The organism is Alteromonas sp. ABH2_165, from assembly GCF_056159945.1.
Genome location: NZ_JBSWWF010000001.1, coordinates 981,233 through 997,297, shown reverse-complemented (window position 1 = coordinate 997,297; position 16,065 = coordinate 981,233). Strand labels below are relative to the sequence as shown.

Sequence of the window (16,065 nt, the reverse complement as noted above, 5' to 3'; positions counted from 1 at the left end):
CAATGGAATCCATCAATAAAATGGTTAGCTGTGAGCTAGACCATCGCGGCGTAGCCCGAGTTACGTTGAATAGACCGGACAAACACAACGCGTTTGACGATGTGATGATCAATGCACTTGATCAGATATTTTCATCCCTCGACGAGGATCACCAGGTTCGGGTGGTTGTGCTGCAGGCTATCGGCAAATCTTTCAGCGCGGGGGCCGACGCAGCATGGATGAAACGAATGGCGAATTTTTCCGTTGAAGAAAATCAACGTGATGCACATTGTCTTGCCACCATGCTAGAAAAACTGAACACGTTAAGTAAGCCCACTATTGCCCGGGTGCAAGGCGCAGCATTCGGTGGTGCCATTGGCCTTATTGCGTGTTGTGATATGGCAGTGGGTACCAAACTCAGTAAATTTTGTCTCAGTGAAGTCAGAATTGGTCTTATCCCTGCCACCATCAGCCCTTATGTGATTGCCGCCATGGGCGCACGGGTTTGTCGTCGCTATTTTCAAACCGCTGAAATGTTCTCAGCCCGACGTGCTCGGCGTTTTGGTTTACTCAGCGAGGTGGTAACAGAAGATGAACTGGACGACACCATTGAAGGCTTAATTACAGCCCTGCTTAGTAACGGTCCACAAGCGATGAGCCGGGCAAAATTACTGATAAGCGATATGGCGAACCGTTCAGTTGACGCACAATTGATGGATGAAACCAGCCAGCGTATTGCCGAGATCCGCGTCTCAGACGAAGGTCAGGAAGGACTAACTGCCTTCCTCGACAAACGTCGTCCGGCCTGGCAGGAGAAAACCGAATGATTACAAAATTACTGATTGCCAACCGTGGCGAAATTGCTTGCCGGGTGATCCGCACAGCCAAAAAACTGGGCATCCGCACCGTGGCGGTATACTCCACCGCAGACAAGCACGCCCAGCATGTGCAAATGGCCGACGAAGCGGTATGGATAGGTGAATCACCGTCTCAGAAGAGTTATCTGCGTGGCGAACACATTGTCGAGCTTGCCAGTGCATTAAACGTGGATGCTATTCACCCCGGGTACGGCTTTTTGTCTGAAAACGCGGCTTTTGCAGAAAGCTGCGCTGCCAAAGGAATTATCTTTGTCGGTCCTCCCGCCGATGCGATCCGTGCAATGGGATCTAAATCTGCTGCCAAGCAAATTATGCAGCAAGCCGGGGTTCCATTAGTGCCAGGCTATCATGGCGACGATCAGCGAGAAACGGTTTTACGAAACGCTGCCGATGAAATGGGATACCCGGTGCTGTTAAAAGCTGCAGCAGGTGGCGGCGGTAAAGGCATGCGTCAGGTTTGGCACGCCGATGAGTTCAGTGCGGCTCTTGCGGCCGCCAAACGAGAAGGGTTGGCAAGCTTTAATGATGATGCCATGCTAGTTGAAAAATACCTTACCCAGCCCCGTCATGTGGAATTTCAGGTGTTCTGCGACCAGCACGGCAACGGTGTATATCTTTTCGAACGGGATTGTTCACTTCAGCGTCGGCATCAGAAAGTCATTGAAGAAGCCCCGGCACCGGGCATGACACCGGCGTTACGGGAACAAATGGGCCAGGCGGCACTAAAAGCGGCTCAGGCGATTAATTATGAGGGCGCAGGCACCGTAGAATTTCTGCTGGACGAAGACGGCAGTTTCTATTTTATGGAAATGAACACTCGCCTTCAGGTAGAGCACCCGGTTACCGAAATGATCACCGGTGAAGACTTGGTGCATTGGCAAATACAGGTTGCGGAAGGTAAACCATTACCCAAAAAGCAGCATGAACTTACTATCACGGGTCATGCATTTGAAGCCCGCATTTATGCTGAAGATCCGGATAACGGCTTTCTGCCAGCAACGGGCACTTTAAGTACATTATCACCTCCTCATGAATCCCAGCATGTTAGGGTCGACACCGGTGTTCAGCAAGGTGATGAAGTGTCGGTTTACTATGACCCAATGATCGCCAAGCTGATCGTTCATGACGAAAACCGCGAAACAGCCCTGCGCAGACTAGCGATTGCCCTGCGTCAATACCAGATTGCGGGTGTCACCACGAATACCGATTATTTACATCGCCTGGCCACGCATCCAGCGTTTGTTGAAGCAAAACTCTCGACCACCTTTATCGATAAGCACGCCGACGACTTAAAAGCAGAAGCGGAAGTGTCTGATTTTTTATTGGCTGTGATGGCGGTATCCACGTTGCTCACGGAGACTAAACATCCGGCCTCGCCCTGGCAGGCAAACAGTTGGCGCATGAACAGTTGTAAATCGCAGCAAGTCACATTAGCTATTCACGAAAAGCACTATGTTGTATCGGTCACCTGGCCATCAGCTCGACAACCTCAATGGCACATTTATGTGGGTGACCAACGCATAGAATTGGAGGCACAGTGGCAGCAAGGCCAACTCGTTATCTCGCACAACGCAGTGCAGCACTGCTTTACAGTAGCAAAAGGAGAAACCTGGACGTTATTTTCAGATTCAGCTCCTATTGTATATCGGCCTGTTGCACCGGATTTGGGTAACACAGATGGCGGTGCAGGCGACCAACATTTTAAGGCACCGATGAATGGCACAGTGGTGGCGTGTCCGGTTGCTGTGGGCACACATGTCACTAAAGGAACCGTTTTGGTAGTCATGGAAGCCATGAAAATGGAACACAACATTACCGCCCCCTGCGATGGCGAAGTCACTGCATTACATTGTTCGGCGGGCAGCATGATTGACGGTGGTGCCATATTGCTGGAGTTTACCGCTGATGACGTTTAACTATCCATCTTCGGTTTCACTGGTAGAAGTGGGCGCCCGCGATGGCTTGCAAAATGAAAAGGCAGAAGTCACCACAGAACAGAAGGTAACGCTGATATCGTTGCTAGCAGCAAGTGGGCTTAAGCGAATTGAAGCTGGCAGCTTTGTGTCTCCTAAGTGGGTGCCGCAAATGGCAGATTCTGCAGACGTGTTCGCCCGTCTTGCTGCGTTTGAGCCTGCCTCGGGCGCTCAGGTAACCTATTCTGCCCTCACGCCTAATGTTAAAGGGCTGGAAGCCGCTCTCAGTGCGGGTGTCAACGAAGTGGCTATTTTTGGCTCGGCGTCTGAATCGTTCTCACAGAAAAATATCAATTGCAGTATTGATGAGAGTCTTCGACGCTTCGAGCCAGTGGTAAAGTTGGCCCACGCAAATCGTATCCGGGTTCGCGGGTATGTTTCATGTACCCTCGGTTGCCCCTATGAAGGCGACATTGCATCGTCAGACGTGGCGAGCGTGAGCCGACAACTCAGCGAGATGGGCTGTTATGAGGTCGTGATCAGCGACACCATTGGCACCGGCACGCCCGTTAAAACCGCCAGCGTGCTTGATGCTGTCATGCAACACGTTCCGGTAAATCAACTGGCCGTACATTTTCATGATACCTACGGACAAGCACTGGCCAACATTCACACCGCCTTGCAACTCGGTATTAGTTCCATCGACAGCGCCATAGCGGGACTTGGCGGTTGCCCCTATGCCAAAGGCGCAAGAGGCAATGTAGCCACAGAAGATGTGTTGTATATGCTTAATGGCATGGGCATTCAAACGGGTATCGATCTATCGGCCTTACTTGAAGCGAGCCTATACATCAGTAACGTGATAGGTCGCCAACCCCAGAGTAAAGTGGCAAACGCATTACGCGGTGGTTAGCTGTTTTGTGCTTTCTCACCGGGCAGGATACCGGTGAGCATGATGCCTATAAACAGAAAGCCTGCCATGATGTACACCACACTGAATGCCAATACCGAAGACAAGTACGCATACAGTGCGCCGAACAACAGTAGAATAATGCCAATGGCGGTGTTTGAAAATGCCACTAGTTCGGTGCGTTGCTGCCCTTCCCTCACATCCAGGCTATAGGTTTTCCGTCCTGTTCTTACGCCGGTATGCGCAACGGACAAAATGAAAAATAGCAATGCCGAAACCCAGACTGTCGACGCCCCAATAAACAGCAACGCGCAAACCGCAACTAACGCTAACGTACCCGCAAACTGCAGGGTTGTTCTCGCACTTTTGTCAGCAATTTTTCCCCAGATGATAGAAGAAAGCATGGTCGCACCGGCCTGAGCGGCCAGATACAGCGGTAGTAACGTTGTGGCATCGCTTTCACTTTCCAGCATAAAGTAAGGTGCGATTAATGCCGAATGCACAAACAACCCGCGAACCAGAATGAAACGGTACACGACGCTGTCGAATTGCCAGAAACGGGTTTTATTCTCTTTTTCGGTGGAAGACGTGTCTGCGTCTATGCGGGTTTTCACTGGAAACAAAATAAACAAGCCGACGATAAAGGCAATCAGGGCGAGTAGAATGATCACAGAGGTAGCTAGCTGCCCAAGTTGGTCTTTATAAAACACCAGGGGTACTGCCAATAACAGGGTTAAGGTGCCCGATATTGTTGAAGCGATACCGAGCAAATGTCCACGTTCGCCTTTAGCCGCAACATCGGCTTCGATGTCTTTCACCGTTAAAGAACAGGCTGAACGCCCCAAACTTAAGAGACATAGAGCCGCCATTACTGTTGCACCCGCCGTCACCCCATCGAGTAGCAAAGCCGTTGCCAATATGAGCGCAACGCCAGAAGCCTGAATAATCATGCCTACGCGCCAAATCACATGCCGGGCAGGAAATCGCCGCAGAATTACGCCAATCGCAGCCTGCGGCAGCAGTGCACCCGATTCTCGAATTGGTACTAACCAGCTTATCATCCAGCCAGGCGCACCTAACGAAAGCAATAACGCTGGCAGTGTTGTTTTAGCGGATATGAGTAAATCAGCCAGTTTTGTACTGGCCAGGGAAGAAATGAGTCGTTTCTTGTTAGAATTAGCCACGGTGAATAGTGTTGCTTAGCCTGGTCGTAGCGTAACTATAACCAGGCAAAAGGAAGAAAAGAAATACGTCGTTGGTCGCTATTTTCGCTTTACCCTTAGCTTCGGTTCTCAACCACCGTTTTCAGGTTTTCTAAACCAAGTTCAAAATCAGGGCCAATCATTCCGTCTATCATCAGGCTCATATAGCGATTAACGGGGTTCATGCCCAAATCCCCGCTGTCAGACCAGGTGACCAGCGTGCCTTGATCGGTGTCTGTTAATTTTATTACCCCTGTGGATGACATTTCGTAATCGGGGAAATACAAATGATAAATAATTTCCCGATTATGCTTCAGTGACACGATTTCCATTTCACCATCACCTTGAGTTTCACTTTCCCAGGATGTTTGCATACCAATTGCACGGTCTGGACCACTAAAAGAAACCGCCATATTAGGGTCGCGCATAAACCAGACAGCCCATTGTGGCCAGGATTTCAGGTTGACTATATTGGGATAAATCTTTTCTGCAGAAGCATTAATGGTAATTTCTCGTTGCACCTGGTAGTTAGATGGCAGGATAAAACCCACAGCAACAAACAGCGCAACGATAGCAACACAGGTAATGAGTATCTTTTTCAACCAAGCCATCGGTAATCCTTGAGTCTTTTTATCAACAGCAAATATATAACACTTGATTAACATTTGCAGTAGAAATGTCGTTAAACTGGTCGATATTCACTGAACGTCAGTAATAACCTTATCGACAAATACCTAAATATAAAGAAAAAAAGAACCTTATACTGGCTTCGATAAATCTCACATTGGCGTTGAAATTTATCTTGTGTAATATGAGGTTAACATCAACGGATACGTTACCAACCGATTGGTGACATTAAGCATTAGTCTTACCGGCACAGCCGTATCGTGCTGACAAAATGGAGAACAAACATGGCTGATAACAGTTCACGCTATATCAGTAATCTGACTCGCGATACCTATGCATTGATTTTGGCTGGAGGTAAAGGGTCAAGACTGCATGAACTGACTACCTGGCGCGCTAAACCCGCTTTATATTTTGGTGGTAAATTTCGAATCATCGACTTTCCACTGTCCAACTGTGTTAATTCAGGGATCCGTCGAATTGGTGTTGTAACGCAATACAAATCGCACTCGTTAATTCGCCACCTGGTGCGTGGCTGGGGTCACTTCAAGAAAGAACTGGGTGAATCCATCGAAATTCTGCCAGCTTCGCAACGTTTTTCAGATAATTGGTACGAAGGCACTGCCGATGCCGTGTTCCAGAATATCGATATCATCCGCGATGAACTGCCCAAATATGTAATGATACTGTCAGGCGATCATATCTATCGTATGGACTACGGCCCTATGCTTGCTCGTCACGTGGAAAGTGGCGCTAAAATGACAGTTTCCTGTATGTCTGTACCGCTGCAGGAAGCCGCGGGTGCATTTGGCGTAATGACCGTTGATGAAGATATGCGCATTCACGAATTTACCGAGAAGCCAGCAGAACCGGCGCCGCTGCCAAACGACCCTAGCCGCTGTCTGGCATCGATGGGTAACTATATTTTCGATACCGAATTCCTGTTTGAAGAATTACGCCGTGATGCAGAAACATCGGGCTCACAACGTGATTTCGGTAAAGACATCATTCCCTCAATCATCAAAGACCACAAGGTAATCGCCTACCCGTTCGAAACCTCGAACGATGAGCAAGCCTACTGGCGTGATGTGGGTACTATTGATTCGTTCTGGGAAGCCAACATGGAAATGGTCGCGCCTGTTCCTCAACTGAATCTTTACGACCGTAAATGGCCAATCTGGACTTATCAAGAACAACTCCCTCCCGCCAAATTCGTTTGGGACGAAGATGGCCGCCGGGGTGAAGCGATTAATTCAGTGGTTTCGGGGGGGTGCATCATTTCAGGCTCGACATTGCGCAGAAGCCTGTGTTTCTCAAACGTACGTTTACATTCATACAGTACCATTGAGGAAGCGGTTATTCTGCCAGACGTAGAAGTGATGCGTAACTGTCGCCTCAAAAAAGTCGTCATCGATCGCGGTTGTGTGGTGCCTGAAGGAACGGTCATTGGTTATAACCATGACGAAGACCGCGCCCGGGGCTTCCGCGTATCAGAGAAAGGGGTTGTGTTGGTTACCCGCGAAATGCTGGGTATGCCCGTGGGCAGCCTTAACGGCTAACGCTTTATCCAGCCCTCTAACGTGGCCGTGATCAATGCGGCCACGCCTTCAGGGTCTTCGAGGGGAAACATATGCCCACCGGCATACATTTTTACCTCAATATTGTTATCTTTAGCGAACCGGGCTCTGTCCGCTGAAGAAGAAACATGAGAATCCGTTCCGCCAACCAGTAATCCCGGACACTTCAGTTTCCCGGCAAACTTTTTTAGGTTATGAGGAAAATGTCGGAAGATATCGGCTTCAACCTGATTACTGAAGGTTAAATTGCGCGTTTCCCCTTCTACACGGGTGGCACTGTTCACATAATCTCGAATACATCGCTTATCCATGGTGCGGAACAGTTTTTTAGCCGCGAAATAGCCCTCAATATCGTCCTCTTTGTGCCACTGTGTCCGTCTGATCCTGGCCAGTTTCGAGGGGGTTATGTTATCCATTAAATTAAACCATTTTGCCGATTGCACCACGTACCGTTTAACCCCATAAACCAGGGGTGGATCTAGCATAATGACGCCTTTTACCCGCTCTGGATGCCGGCAGGCGGTCATAAACGACACCACTGCGCCAAACGAATGCCCCACCAGCCACACGGGCTCATCAACATCACATCTGTCGAGAAAATGGATTAACTCATCGACCTGATACATCCAGTTTTGTGACACGGGAAATTCCGCGCAATGACCGAATTGTGGATTGGCGAGAATTTGCCAGCTTTCGGGTAACCCGTTAAATATCGTTTTGTATGTGGCCGCTGGAAAACCATTCGCGTGAGCAAAATGAATAATGGTCATGTAAAACGATAAACTCCTTTTTATGATTGGAAGGTTTGGTACTTTTTGCTAGCATACAGCAAACTCATCCGACCAGAAAGATTATGCACGTAGATGAACTTCTTAACCAACCGGAAATGACCGCCCTGAGTGATAACCAATGGCAAACCGGTGCTTTAACCATTCCTTCTGACTGGGCCCAAGGAAGAACGGCATTCGGCGGCATCTCCGCAGGGATGATATATCAGGCTATCAGTACTCAGGTTCACGATAACCGCGTACTACGTTCCTATACTACAAATTTTGTGGGGCCCCTAGCCCTTAACGAACCTTTTCGCATTGTGGTGACCAGCCTGCGCACAGGTAAAAATGTGTCCCAATTTACCGGCGAAATCATACAAAATAATGCCGTTTGCGTATTTGTTCAGGCCTGCTTTGGTACGGCCCGACAATCTGGAATACGTGTCACCAATACAGAAAAACACGATATGCCAACGCCAACTAAGGCTAAATTTATCCCGCAAATTCCAAAGGTTACCCCTAAGTTCTTCCGTCATTTTGACCTGGCAATTAATGCCGGTGGTATGCCATTCACCCGTAAAGATACAAGTTTCTATCATGGTTTCATGCGCTTCACGCAGCCACCGCAGGAGATCACTGACGCGCACCTTATCACCATGATCGATGCCTGGCCCCCTACACTATTGCAAATGTTACGCTGGCCCGCACCGGCAAGTACCGTAAGTTGGAATCTGGAATTTATACATCCGCACAAAACGGTTTCCGGGCACGATTGGTTCGCGTATCAGGTACATACCCGACAAGCAGCAGATGGATATGGCCATACGGAAGCGACCATTTGGAACAGTAATAATGATGTGGTGGCATTAAGCAGACAAACCGTGGCCGTTTTCGACTAACCACGGCTTGCAAAGAAAGTGTAAGAAGGTACAACCCTCAATAAACGATAAATGAATTAGGGTTGAATAACGACATAACGCTGATGCATTGTAAGTTGGTAATATCCAATGCATCTTCTAAATCTTGTTGCTCAAACGACAGCCGGTCATAGAGTTCGGGAGTCAAGTTGTGATAGCTCGGGAAAACTTCTGGATTCACATTATCCAGTGCCAGCACGTAGCTTAGCTGAAGAATGAGGGTGTCTTTATCCATCACACCACTGTCGGTATCGTGGATTAATGACACCGGACGATAAATAGTATCGGGAATGCCCCATCGTTTTACTAATGCGGCAGATAGCTCTGCGTAGGTAAAACCTAGAATGGCGGTTTGCAATTCAGCAGGGCTGACTCTGGCATTGAATGCCAAACAGCGCGTCGCTTCCTGTGGCATTGCATCGACAACAACCAACTCCCCGAGATTATGCAGTAAGCCGCAAACAAACAGCCTCTCAGGCTCTCTAACTCTTTTCGCTTCAGCGAAATATTTAGCCAGAAGTGCGCAACTCACGCTCTGCTCCCAGAATTTATCTAAATCGATGACTTTTGAATTCACTTCTTTGAACGCGTAAGTGATGCCATACGCCAGCGCCAAATCATAGGCCGAGCGCGTACCAATAACTTGTAACGCTTTGCTGATGGTTTCAATTTTGTTGGGGAATCGGTAAAGGGCACTGTTGGCCACTTTCAGCATTTGCGAGGTAAGTCCGGGGTCGAAGGCAATGATCTCAGCAATATCGTCAATGCTTGCCGCCTGGTCATCCATACATTCTTTAAGCCGGGTCACGGCATCTGGTAACACGAAAATGTTGCAGGCTTTATCAGCGATCTCTTGTGCATTCATATGAGCACTACTCCGTAAATCATGTTCATACCATCTAAGATGACGCATCCATTACGTCACACTACCTTTTTATATAGGCTAAATAATGACAACCTGCCAATAAACTCTGTTGTTTCAGTAAATCAGAATTTGCCAGAACAGAAGAGGAAGCGGTGAAAATTCAATCTACCAATGCCAGAAAACAATCTAGCAGTCATTCGTTTGTACGCTACCAGCAGCATCCTTTATTCGCATCTGATAACATTCTTCAAAAGTTTGTATAAAGAGACGCTAGATGTCACAGCACCATTCCACCTCTCATAAGCAACGCAATGTCGTTATCATCGGTTTTGTCTGGCCTGAGCCAAATTCGTCTGCAGCAGGCCAAAATATGATGGGGCTCATCAACAGTTTTCTAATAGCAAACTGGCAAGTGACGTTTATGTCTGCTGCAACGCCATCTGAACAGGGCGCCGACCTTGCTGAATTGAGCGTGCATTCTGAAACAATATCATTGAATTGTAGCAGCTTCGATGAACGTATTGCTGCCATTCACCCAGATGTGGTGATATTTGATCGCTTTATGACTGAAGAACAATTTGCTTCGCGGGTGCGCGAAGCATGTCCGTCTGCAATGCGTATTCTGAATACTGAAGACTTGCATAGTCTTCGGCATTTACGACACCAACAAGTTCGCGATGGCGAAGCCACGACTATTCCCACTGCGAGTGTAAGCAATGATCACACACTACGGGAGATTGCGGCTATTTTACGCAGTGATCTTACACTGATAATTTCATCTGAAGAGTTGCAGCATTTACTGGCACACTACCCTGTGTCTGCGTCTCAACTACACCATGTTCCACTTTTTACCAGTAAGGTTTCGACCCCCTTGCCAGCATTCCAACAGCGACAACATTTTGTCTTTATTGGTAACTTTCGTCACGCGCCTAATTGGGATGCCGTTTTACAACTTCAACAAATATGGCCAGGCATTAGAAAGCAGCTTCCTCTTGCTGAATTAAACATTTTTGGCGCGTATCCGCCCAAAAAAGCCATGGCGATGGATAACCCATCGAAAGGATTCAGAGTAAGGGGCTGGGCAGCGAGTGCAGAAGATGAAATTGCCAAACACCGCGTAATGTTGGCTCCGTTGCGCTTCGGTGCCGGGGTAAAAGGCAAGTTAGTGACGGCAATGCAATGTGGTACCCCGTCGGTTACTTCAAGCATCGGTGCAGAAGGTCTTGGTGATGATAAGCACTGGCCTGGTATGGTTACACATAACCTCGATGACTTTATCAATGCCGCTGTCGCTTTGTATACTGATCCCAATATATGGCAGCAATGCAGCGATACAGGCCAATCTAGTTACAAGCAGCAATTCGATGATGCGTTACACGGTGAAAGGCTGACCGCATTGATTGAAAAACGTCTTGATGACCTTGAACAATGGCGGCAACAACAGTTCCTGCAATCATTACTTTGGCATCAGTCGCTACGTGCGACCCAGTATATGACCCAGTGGATTGAAGCGAAAAATTCTACCTCATCGCCTTCATCCTAAGCCTGAGCTCAAAATTACGCACAATTTTTAATCAGGTTGCTATGCTTATACAATTAGCCCGGGAGGCAACATGATTAAACATCTACTCGCATCTGTTTTTCTACTCATGTCAATGAGTACGTTTGCCGACCAGGAATATACGTCGGGGGCGCAATTTTGCCATGGCGTCGGTCAGGCGGTTGGCATGATTCAATATGGTCGTGCCACGGGCGTAGAAGACAGCGAAAATGAAGCCGTGCAGTTTATAGATACATTGTCTGTGCAAACCAAAACCGACTTACTCGCGTCTGTCGATCAGTTTATCCGTTCTTCATCGCCATTGCCCTCAGCATGGACAAGAATGCTTTTTACTCACGCTTGCATGTACAATTACATTGAGGATCTTGAGCAAATAAAACGCATATCGCGACGCGTGCCATACCAGTGTAACGTTAAAAAGCCTGATGTTGCCTGCTTGAAAGGGGTTGTAAACAGAATAGCCGAGAATCAGATCATCTAATTTCAGCCAGCCTGTTAATGACGTGTCGAATGCCGCTGGTTCGCGATTCACTCAGATAACGTGCCATACCTAACGATGCAAGATAAGCCTCATAGTCCGTTTCGTGCTGATCATTCTGACTATTGGCTTTTTCCAACAACACTGCCAACACCCCCCGAATAATTTTCGAATCGGACCAGGCCATCACACCTGAATCGCTTTTCACTATCCACACATCGCTTAGACACCCGCCAACTTTATTTTCAGCAATCCGATAGGATTCGTGCAATTCTGGCAAGGATTTACTTGCCAACATGATTTCACGCATGGTGGTATCCCAGCCTTGCGCTGTCGCCACTTTGTTGGCCAGTGGCAGCGATATCTTCTCCACTACTTCGCTTCTTCCTCTAAACTCTGTTTTAACTCTTCAGCAGTCATAACGATACCGGCATCTTCTTCGGTGAGAGGAAAGACACAAATACCGGTTTGGTTGGCTTGCAAACCCGGTAACCAGGTATTTAAAAATTCCGGCAGTGCCACTTGCTCCGGAGTCACATCACTTTGCGCCGCCACATCCCAGGTCATCACTAAATCTGCGTGAGGCCATACGGGGAGAATGATGTCATCGCCATTTTCAATCATCACGAAACCGTTAGTACCTTTTGCAAGCCATACAGCTTGGGCTTTGGTCGTATATTGAAGCAGTAATGCGAGTCTTTCTTCAGCCGAAAGTGACGTGGATTGCTTGACAACGATGTCTGCAAGTTTGTCTGAAATTGTCTCTGGAAACATAGGTGGTTCACACTGATTTAAATTAAATTTACGGTAATTATACTGCGAGTCGGTACGCGAAACTAATACTAACTTTAGTGTCTCCGTGCTATTCTATTTTCCTAATTGGAAAGAGAAACTATTCATGGATTCTGTATATTGCATCCAGTCCCCCGGTGACAACGTTTTAATGCCTCTTGAAGAAGAGCAGTTTCGCGAACTCAAGCGTGCTAGAAAGCGACTGTCGTCGGCATATGCAATTCGCCATAAGTTTCGCCTGATAAAAACAAACTACGCCCTCATCGCTAACTCCCTAAAGTCGTTGGGTTATTCATATCTTACAGAACTCACATCAGAGCAAAGACAAGACATTAAAAATCAGGTTAATGCTAATGTCAGCAATTACATTCTGAGTGCCAGAACATTTACAGCACAATTAAAACGTCATGTTCAAGCCTGTCTGCCTCAGGAACGTGTGGAAGTGAACCGTTTAACCCGACGTATGGAAATAGAGTATCAACGTTCTTTTGCTTACCGGTTTATAGATAGTTTATATGACTATATTTCTTACTATGGCATTAGCGTTCACAGTGTTGATGTTTTTGGTAAGCCATCGCCGAATAATACAGACGAGCGCGTGTACGAAATCAAGGCTTACATTGAACGCGCTTATCTTGGCGGCCCTACTGATTTCAGAGCATCAGTACTTAAAGAAATGCCAGCTCGTGTTGAGCTCATAGAGTTACTTGATGCTTATATGGAAAGTTTAGATCGAATCTATGATTTGGCGTGTAAAATAACCGATGAAGCCACCGAGCAAAGTCAGCTATTGTTAAGAGAATTTCTTAACGTATTTGAAGGGGTAAACGCTACCCGCGCTGACAATCTGTTCGTGGTGCATTCCGTAGGTGATTCTCCGGATAAAATCTACGATTCCTTCCCTATATCCATGTATTCCGCGCAAGCTGAAATTTACGATAATAATCCCTAGGAAATATCCGCATGGAATTTACCGCTAACACGCCAATAAGTCGTTCTTTTCCGAATGGTTACGAAACGCTTTATCGCGTTTCATACAATTACCGGTCATTTGCCTTACTGTTAGATACATTGGCAATAGAATCTGTCGGGAATAAGTCGGTAGAAATCGTTTTACCATGGTGTATTCATAGAAGCGAAGGTGAGGAAGTCGATATTCATGTTCTTAGGCTTATCGATTTTGCAATAACACTGCTTCACGAACTACACGAAAAAATAAATCACTTACAGAGCAAAGTGTATCTGCTTGATTTAGATATGAATCGATGTGTTTTTAAAATCGCCACAAATCAACCGCAAGCAGTGATAACCACACTGCAAAATATGCCGTGTCCTGAAGTTTTTAGTTTACCGCAAATTAAAACAGACACTGGCAATCCCACGGATATTAGGCAACAGTTTGTTGGCTAGGCAGCCACGCACTTGTTAGGCGTGCTGCTTATGGTTTGGCGATATACGTTTAATGATTTCTGTCAGTGCTCGAGGACGGTCGTAAAAGTACCCTTGCAATAAATCGGCTCCCATCTTTCTTGCAAACACATCATGCTCAAATGTCTCAATACCTTCAAACACAACTTGTTTGCCAAGTTTTTTGTTCATCGTCACCAAAGATTCAACCAATACCTGCATTTGCGGATTCTCGGATTTCGCCAACCAGGAATTGTCAAACTTGATCATGGTGGCCTCGTTATCTGTCAATTCTGATAACGCCACCAAACCGTGACCAAAATCATCGAGCGCCACAGCAAATCCATATTGTCGTAATGTGTTTATGAGTCTAATGGTTGTAGATGAAACAATGGAACGTTCAGAAATCTCAATAACGATACATGAAGGCTCGATATTGTAGTCTTCAAAAAATGTGACAAACTGTTCAATCAATGATGGTGAGCTTAATTGCGACGGTGACACATTGATGTGAATTTTAATGTGAGCAAGGTTATTGGCCTCTAGCAAACTGCAGGCGATGCACACTTCGCGAAGCATTTTCAAACCCAGCGGAGTGATCATGCCGGTCTCTTCTGCCACGGAGATAAAGGTTTCTGGTGCCACATCTTTCACGTCTTTTCCATGCCAGCGACAGAGCGCTTCCAGCGCGACGATTTCCCCTTGTGCATCAACCAAGGGCTGGAACAGCGCGAAAAACTCATGATTCTTAATGGCTCGGAACAAGCGTTGCTCAATGAGCAAGCGATATTCAATGGCCGTTTCCTGACTTTCAGAATACTTTACGGTTTGATTTTTACCCTGCTTTTTTGCTTCATACATGGCGATATCGGCACGCTTAAGTAACTCTTCCGGCGTATCGTTGTCGTTAAGATCAGCAATACCAATACTGGCTGTGACAGTTAGCGTAATACCCTGGCAGATATACGGCTTACTCAGGCTCTCCAGCATTCTTTCAGTGAGCTGATGCACATCACTACTTTCCTGAACCAAAATGACAAATTCATCGCCACCGTGGCGTATCAGTGAATCTGTTTCACGTAATTCTGATTTCAGGCGCTTGGCACAAGCGATGAGTAAAGCGTCACCAATTTCGTGACCGTAGCGGTCATTTATTTGCTTAAAACCGTCGAGATCGATGAAGACAAGGGATTGAATGAAATCGGCGAAATGCGCTTCTTCGAGCAACAATTTCATGTAATTTCGATTCCCCACATTGGTAAGCGGGTCACGAAATGCGAGTGCTTCTAATTTCTTCTCAGCCCTGGCCAAGTCAGAAATATCAGAAACGGTGAGCACAAATTGCTGTTCTTCGCTGTCACGCTGTAAACAAGACATGGTGATAAATGCAGGAAACAAATCATTGTCCAGGTTTCGAAGCGCAATTTTATGTCGATAAACTTTATTCTGTTCCGACATTTTAAGACAAGCCTCAAAATGGCTTGGCAGCAACCCGAAATTAGTGACCAGTTGACCCGGTAACCGCGCAGGCTCCTGACAAAATAACTTGCCGAGCGCACGATTAGCATCGTTTATCCGAAACTGCTTATCTACAATCGCAACACCTTCAGAAAGCTGGTCGAGAATAATGCTAGAAAGATGATGGCGCTTCTCGACACGCCCTCTGTCACCTTTTGTTTCAGTCTCGCCAAACTGGTTATTCAGCATGGCTTCTACGTCGTTAACGTGACTCAGTTTTTGTTCGATTTCAAAACGCTTTAACGCCGTTTCGCAACTTACTTTTATCGTTTTTGTATCAAAAGGTTTAACGATGTAGCCATATGGCGACGTTTCTAACGCCTGCTCTAGCGTGGTGTCGTCAGAAAAAGACGTTGTGTACACAATGGGCAACGTATGTTTTTGGTTTATTTGCCTGACAGCTTCAATGCCATTGCCTCCATCGGCGAGATGAATATCCATGAGGATAAGTTCAGGGCTAAATTCATCGGCCATGGCTATCGCTTGTTCTTCAGAGCGTGCCAGACCAACCACTTGTGCACCCAGGGAGGTTAACTCTCTAGCCAGGTAAGTAGCCGCAATGGTGGTATCTTCGACGACAAGAACGCGCTTATTCTCAATTAAACTCATAATACTTTCTGTCGGTGCCTCATTTCAGTTACCACTTCGCCATTCCTTACTCTTTTTAATGCCAA

Annotated in this window: 16 protein-coding genes; 9 read left to right on the top strand and 7 right to left on the bottom strand. The window is 46.9% G+C overall.

Going from position 1 to position 16,065, the window contains the following annotated elements:
* The first annotated feature begins 2 nt into the window (after positions 1 to 2).
* Genes ACXAFQ_RS04430 through ACXAFQ_RS04420 form a run of 3 tightly spaced genes read left to right on the top strand, consistent with a single transcriptional unit; the run spans position 3 to position 3,683 of the window.
* Positions 3 to 806, top strand: a complete 804-nt coding sequence (locus ACXAFQ_RS04430; RefSeq protein WP_474818353.1) for an enoyl-CoA hydratase/isomerase family protein — start codon at positions 3 to 5, stop codon at positions 804 to 806.
* Entirely contained in the window at positions 803 to 2,773 is a 1,971-nt protein-coding gene (locus ACXAFQ_RS04425; protein WP_474818352.1) for an acetyl/propionyl/methylcrotonyl-CoA carboxylase subunit alpha, read from the top strand. Before ACXAFQ_RS04430 ends, ACXAFQ_RS04425 begins: the two co-directional genes overlap by 4 nt.
* A complete protein-coding gene (locus ACXAFQ_RS04420) occupies positions 2,763 to 3,683 on the top strand; it encodes a hydroxymethylglutaryl-CoA lyase (protein WP_474818351.1) in 921 nt (306 codons plus the stop codon). Before ACXAFQ_RS04425 ends, ACXAFQ_RS04420 begins: the two co-directional genes overlap by 11 nt.
* Here the strand turns inward: ACXAFQ_RS04420 and ACXAFQ_RS04415 are convergent.
* The gene (locus ACXAFQ_RS04415) at positions 3,680 to 4,864 is read right to left on the bottom strand and encodes an MFS transporter (RefSeq protein WP_474818350.1); all 1,185 of its coding nucleotides are present in this window, start codon (positions 4,862 to 4,864) and stop codon (positions 3,680 to 3,682) included. The genes ACXAFQ_RS04420 and ACXAFQ_RS04415 overlap by 4 nt on opposite strands.
* 95 nt (positions 4,865 to 4,959) lie before the next feature.
* Entirely contained in the window at positions 4,960 to 5,493 is a 534-nt protein-coding gene (locus tag ACXAFQ_RS04410; RefSeq protein WP_474818349.1) for an SRPBCC family protein, read from the bottom strand.
* A 300-nt stretch (positions 5,494 to 5,793) separates the two neighbouring features.
* On the opposite strand from ACXAFQ_RS04410, the gene glgC reads away from it, so the two are divergent.
* Positions 5,794 to 7,065 carry a glucose-1-phosphate adenylyltransferase gene (gene glgC / locus ACXAFQ_RS04405; RefSeq protein WP_474818347.1) on the top strand — a complete coding sequence of 424 codons (1,272 nt, stop codon included), beginning with the start codon at positions 5,794 to 5,796 and terminating at the stop codon, positions 7,063 to 7,065.
* Here the strand turns inward: glgC and ACXAFQ_RS04400 are convergent.
* Positions 7,062 to 7,853: an alpha/beta fold hydrolase gene (locus ACXAFQ_RS04400; RefSeq protein ID WP_474818346.1), complete on the bottom strand. Its 792-nt coding sequence runs from the start codon at positions 7,851 to 7,853 to the stop codon at positions 7,062 to 7,064. The genes glgC and ACXAFQ_RS04400 overlap by 4 nt on opposite strands.
* Before the next feature lie 83 nt (positions 7,854 to 7,936).
* On the opposite strand from ACXAFQ_RS04400, the gene ACXAFQ_RS04395 reads away from it, so the two are divergent.
* The gene (locus ACXAFQ_RS04395) at positions 7,937 to 8,752 is read left to right on the top strand and encodes an acyl-CoA thioesterase (protein WP_474818345.1); all 816 of its coding nucleotides are present in this window, start codon (positions 7,937 to 7,939) and stop codon (positions 8,750 to 8,752) included.
* Positions 8,753 to 8,789: 37 nt separating this feature from the next.
* Here ACXAFQ_RS04395 and ACXAFQ_RS04390 read toward each other — a convergent pair whose 3' ends face one another.
* Entirely contained in the window at positions 8,790 to 9,635 is an 846-nt protein-coding gene (locus tag ACXAFQ_RS04390) for an HDOD domain-containing protein (RefSeq protein WP_474818344.1), read from the bottom strand.
* Between the two features lie 274 nt (positions 9,636 to 9,909).
* On the opposite strand from ACXAFQ_RS04390, the gene ACXAFQ_RS04385 reads away from it, so the two are divergent.
* Both ACXAFQ_RS04385 and ACXAFQ_RS04380 read left to right on the top strand, forming a co-directional pair.
* The gene (locus tag ACXAFQ_RS04385; RefSeq protein WP_474818343.1) at positions 9,910 to 11,178 is read left to right on the top strand and encodes a glycosyltransferase family 4 protein; all 1,269 of its coding nucleotides are present in this window, start codon (positions 9,910 to 9,912) and stop codon (positions 11,176 to 11,178) included.
* Positions 11,179 to 11,248: 70 nt separating this feature from the next.
* Entirely contained in the window at positions 11,249 to 11,677 is a 429-nt protein-coding gene (locus ACXAFQ_RS04380; RefSeq protein WP_474818340.1) for a hypothetical protein, read from the top strand.
* On the opposite strand, the gene ACXAFQ_RS04375 is transcribed toward ACXAFQ_RS04380, so the two are convergent.
* Positions 11,670 to 12,047, bottom strand: coding sequence for a SufE family protein (locus tag ACXAFQ_RS04375; RefSeq protein WP_474818339.1), 378 nt, complete (start codon positions 12,045 to 12,047; stop codon positions 11,670 to 11,672). The genes ACXAFQ_RS04380 and ACXAFQ_RS04375 overlap by 8 nt on opposite strands.
* Positions 12,047 to 12,448, bottom strand: a complete 402-nt coding sequence (locus tag ACXAFQ_RS04370) for a DUF2750 domain-containing protein (RefSeq protein ID WP_474818338.1) — start codon at positions 12,446 to 12,448, stop codon at positions 12,047 to 12,049. Before ACXAFQ_RS04370 ends, ACXAFQ_RS04375 begins: the two co-directional genes overlap by 1 nt.
* Before the next feature lie 124 nt (positions 12,449 to 12,572).
* Between ACXAFQ_RS04370 and ACXAFQ_RS04365 the strand changes: the two genes are divergently transcribed.
* The gene (locus ACXAFQ_RS04365) at positions 12,573 to 13,418 is read left to right on the top strand and encodes a hypothetical protein (RefSeq protein WP_474818336.1); all 846 of its coding nucleotides are present in this window, start codon (positions 12,573 to 12,575) and stop codon (positions 13,416 to 13,418) included.
* Positions 13,419 to 13,429: 11 nt separating this feature from the next.
* On the top strand, positions 13,430 to 13,876 hold the full coding sequence (locus ACXAFQ_RS04360; RefSeq protein ID WP_474818335.1) for a hypothetical protein: 447 nt from the start codon (positions 13,430 to 13,432) through the stop codon (positions 13,874 to 13,876).
* Between the two features lie 15 nt (positions 13,877 to 13,891).
* Here the strand turns inward: ACXAFQ_RS04360 and ACXAFQ_RS04355 are convergent, their stop codons facing one another.
* Positions 13,892 to 16,000 carry a two-component system response regulator gene (locus tag ACXAFQ_RS04355; RefSeq protein ID WP_474818334.1) on the bottom strand — a complete coding sequence of 703 codons (2,109 nt, stop codon included), beginning with the start codon at positions 15,998 to 16,000 and terminating at the stop codon, positions 13,892 to 13,894.
* Positions 16,001 to 16,065: the final 65 nt, after the last annotated feature.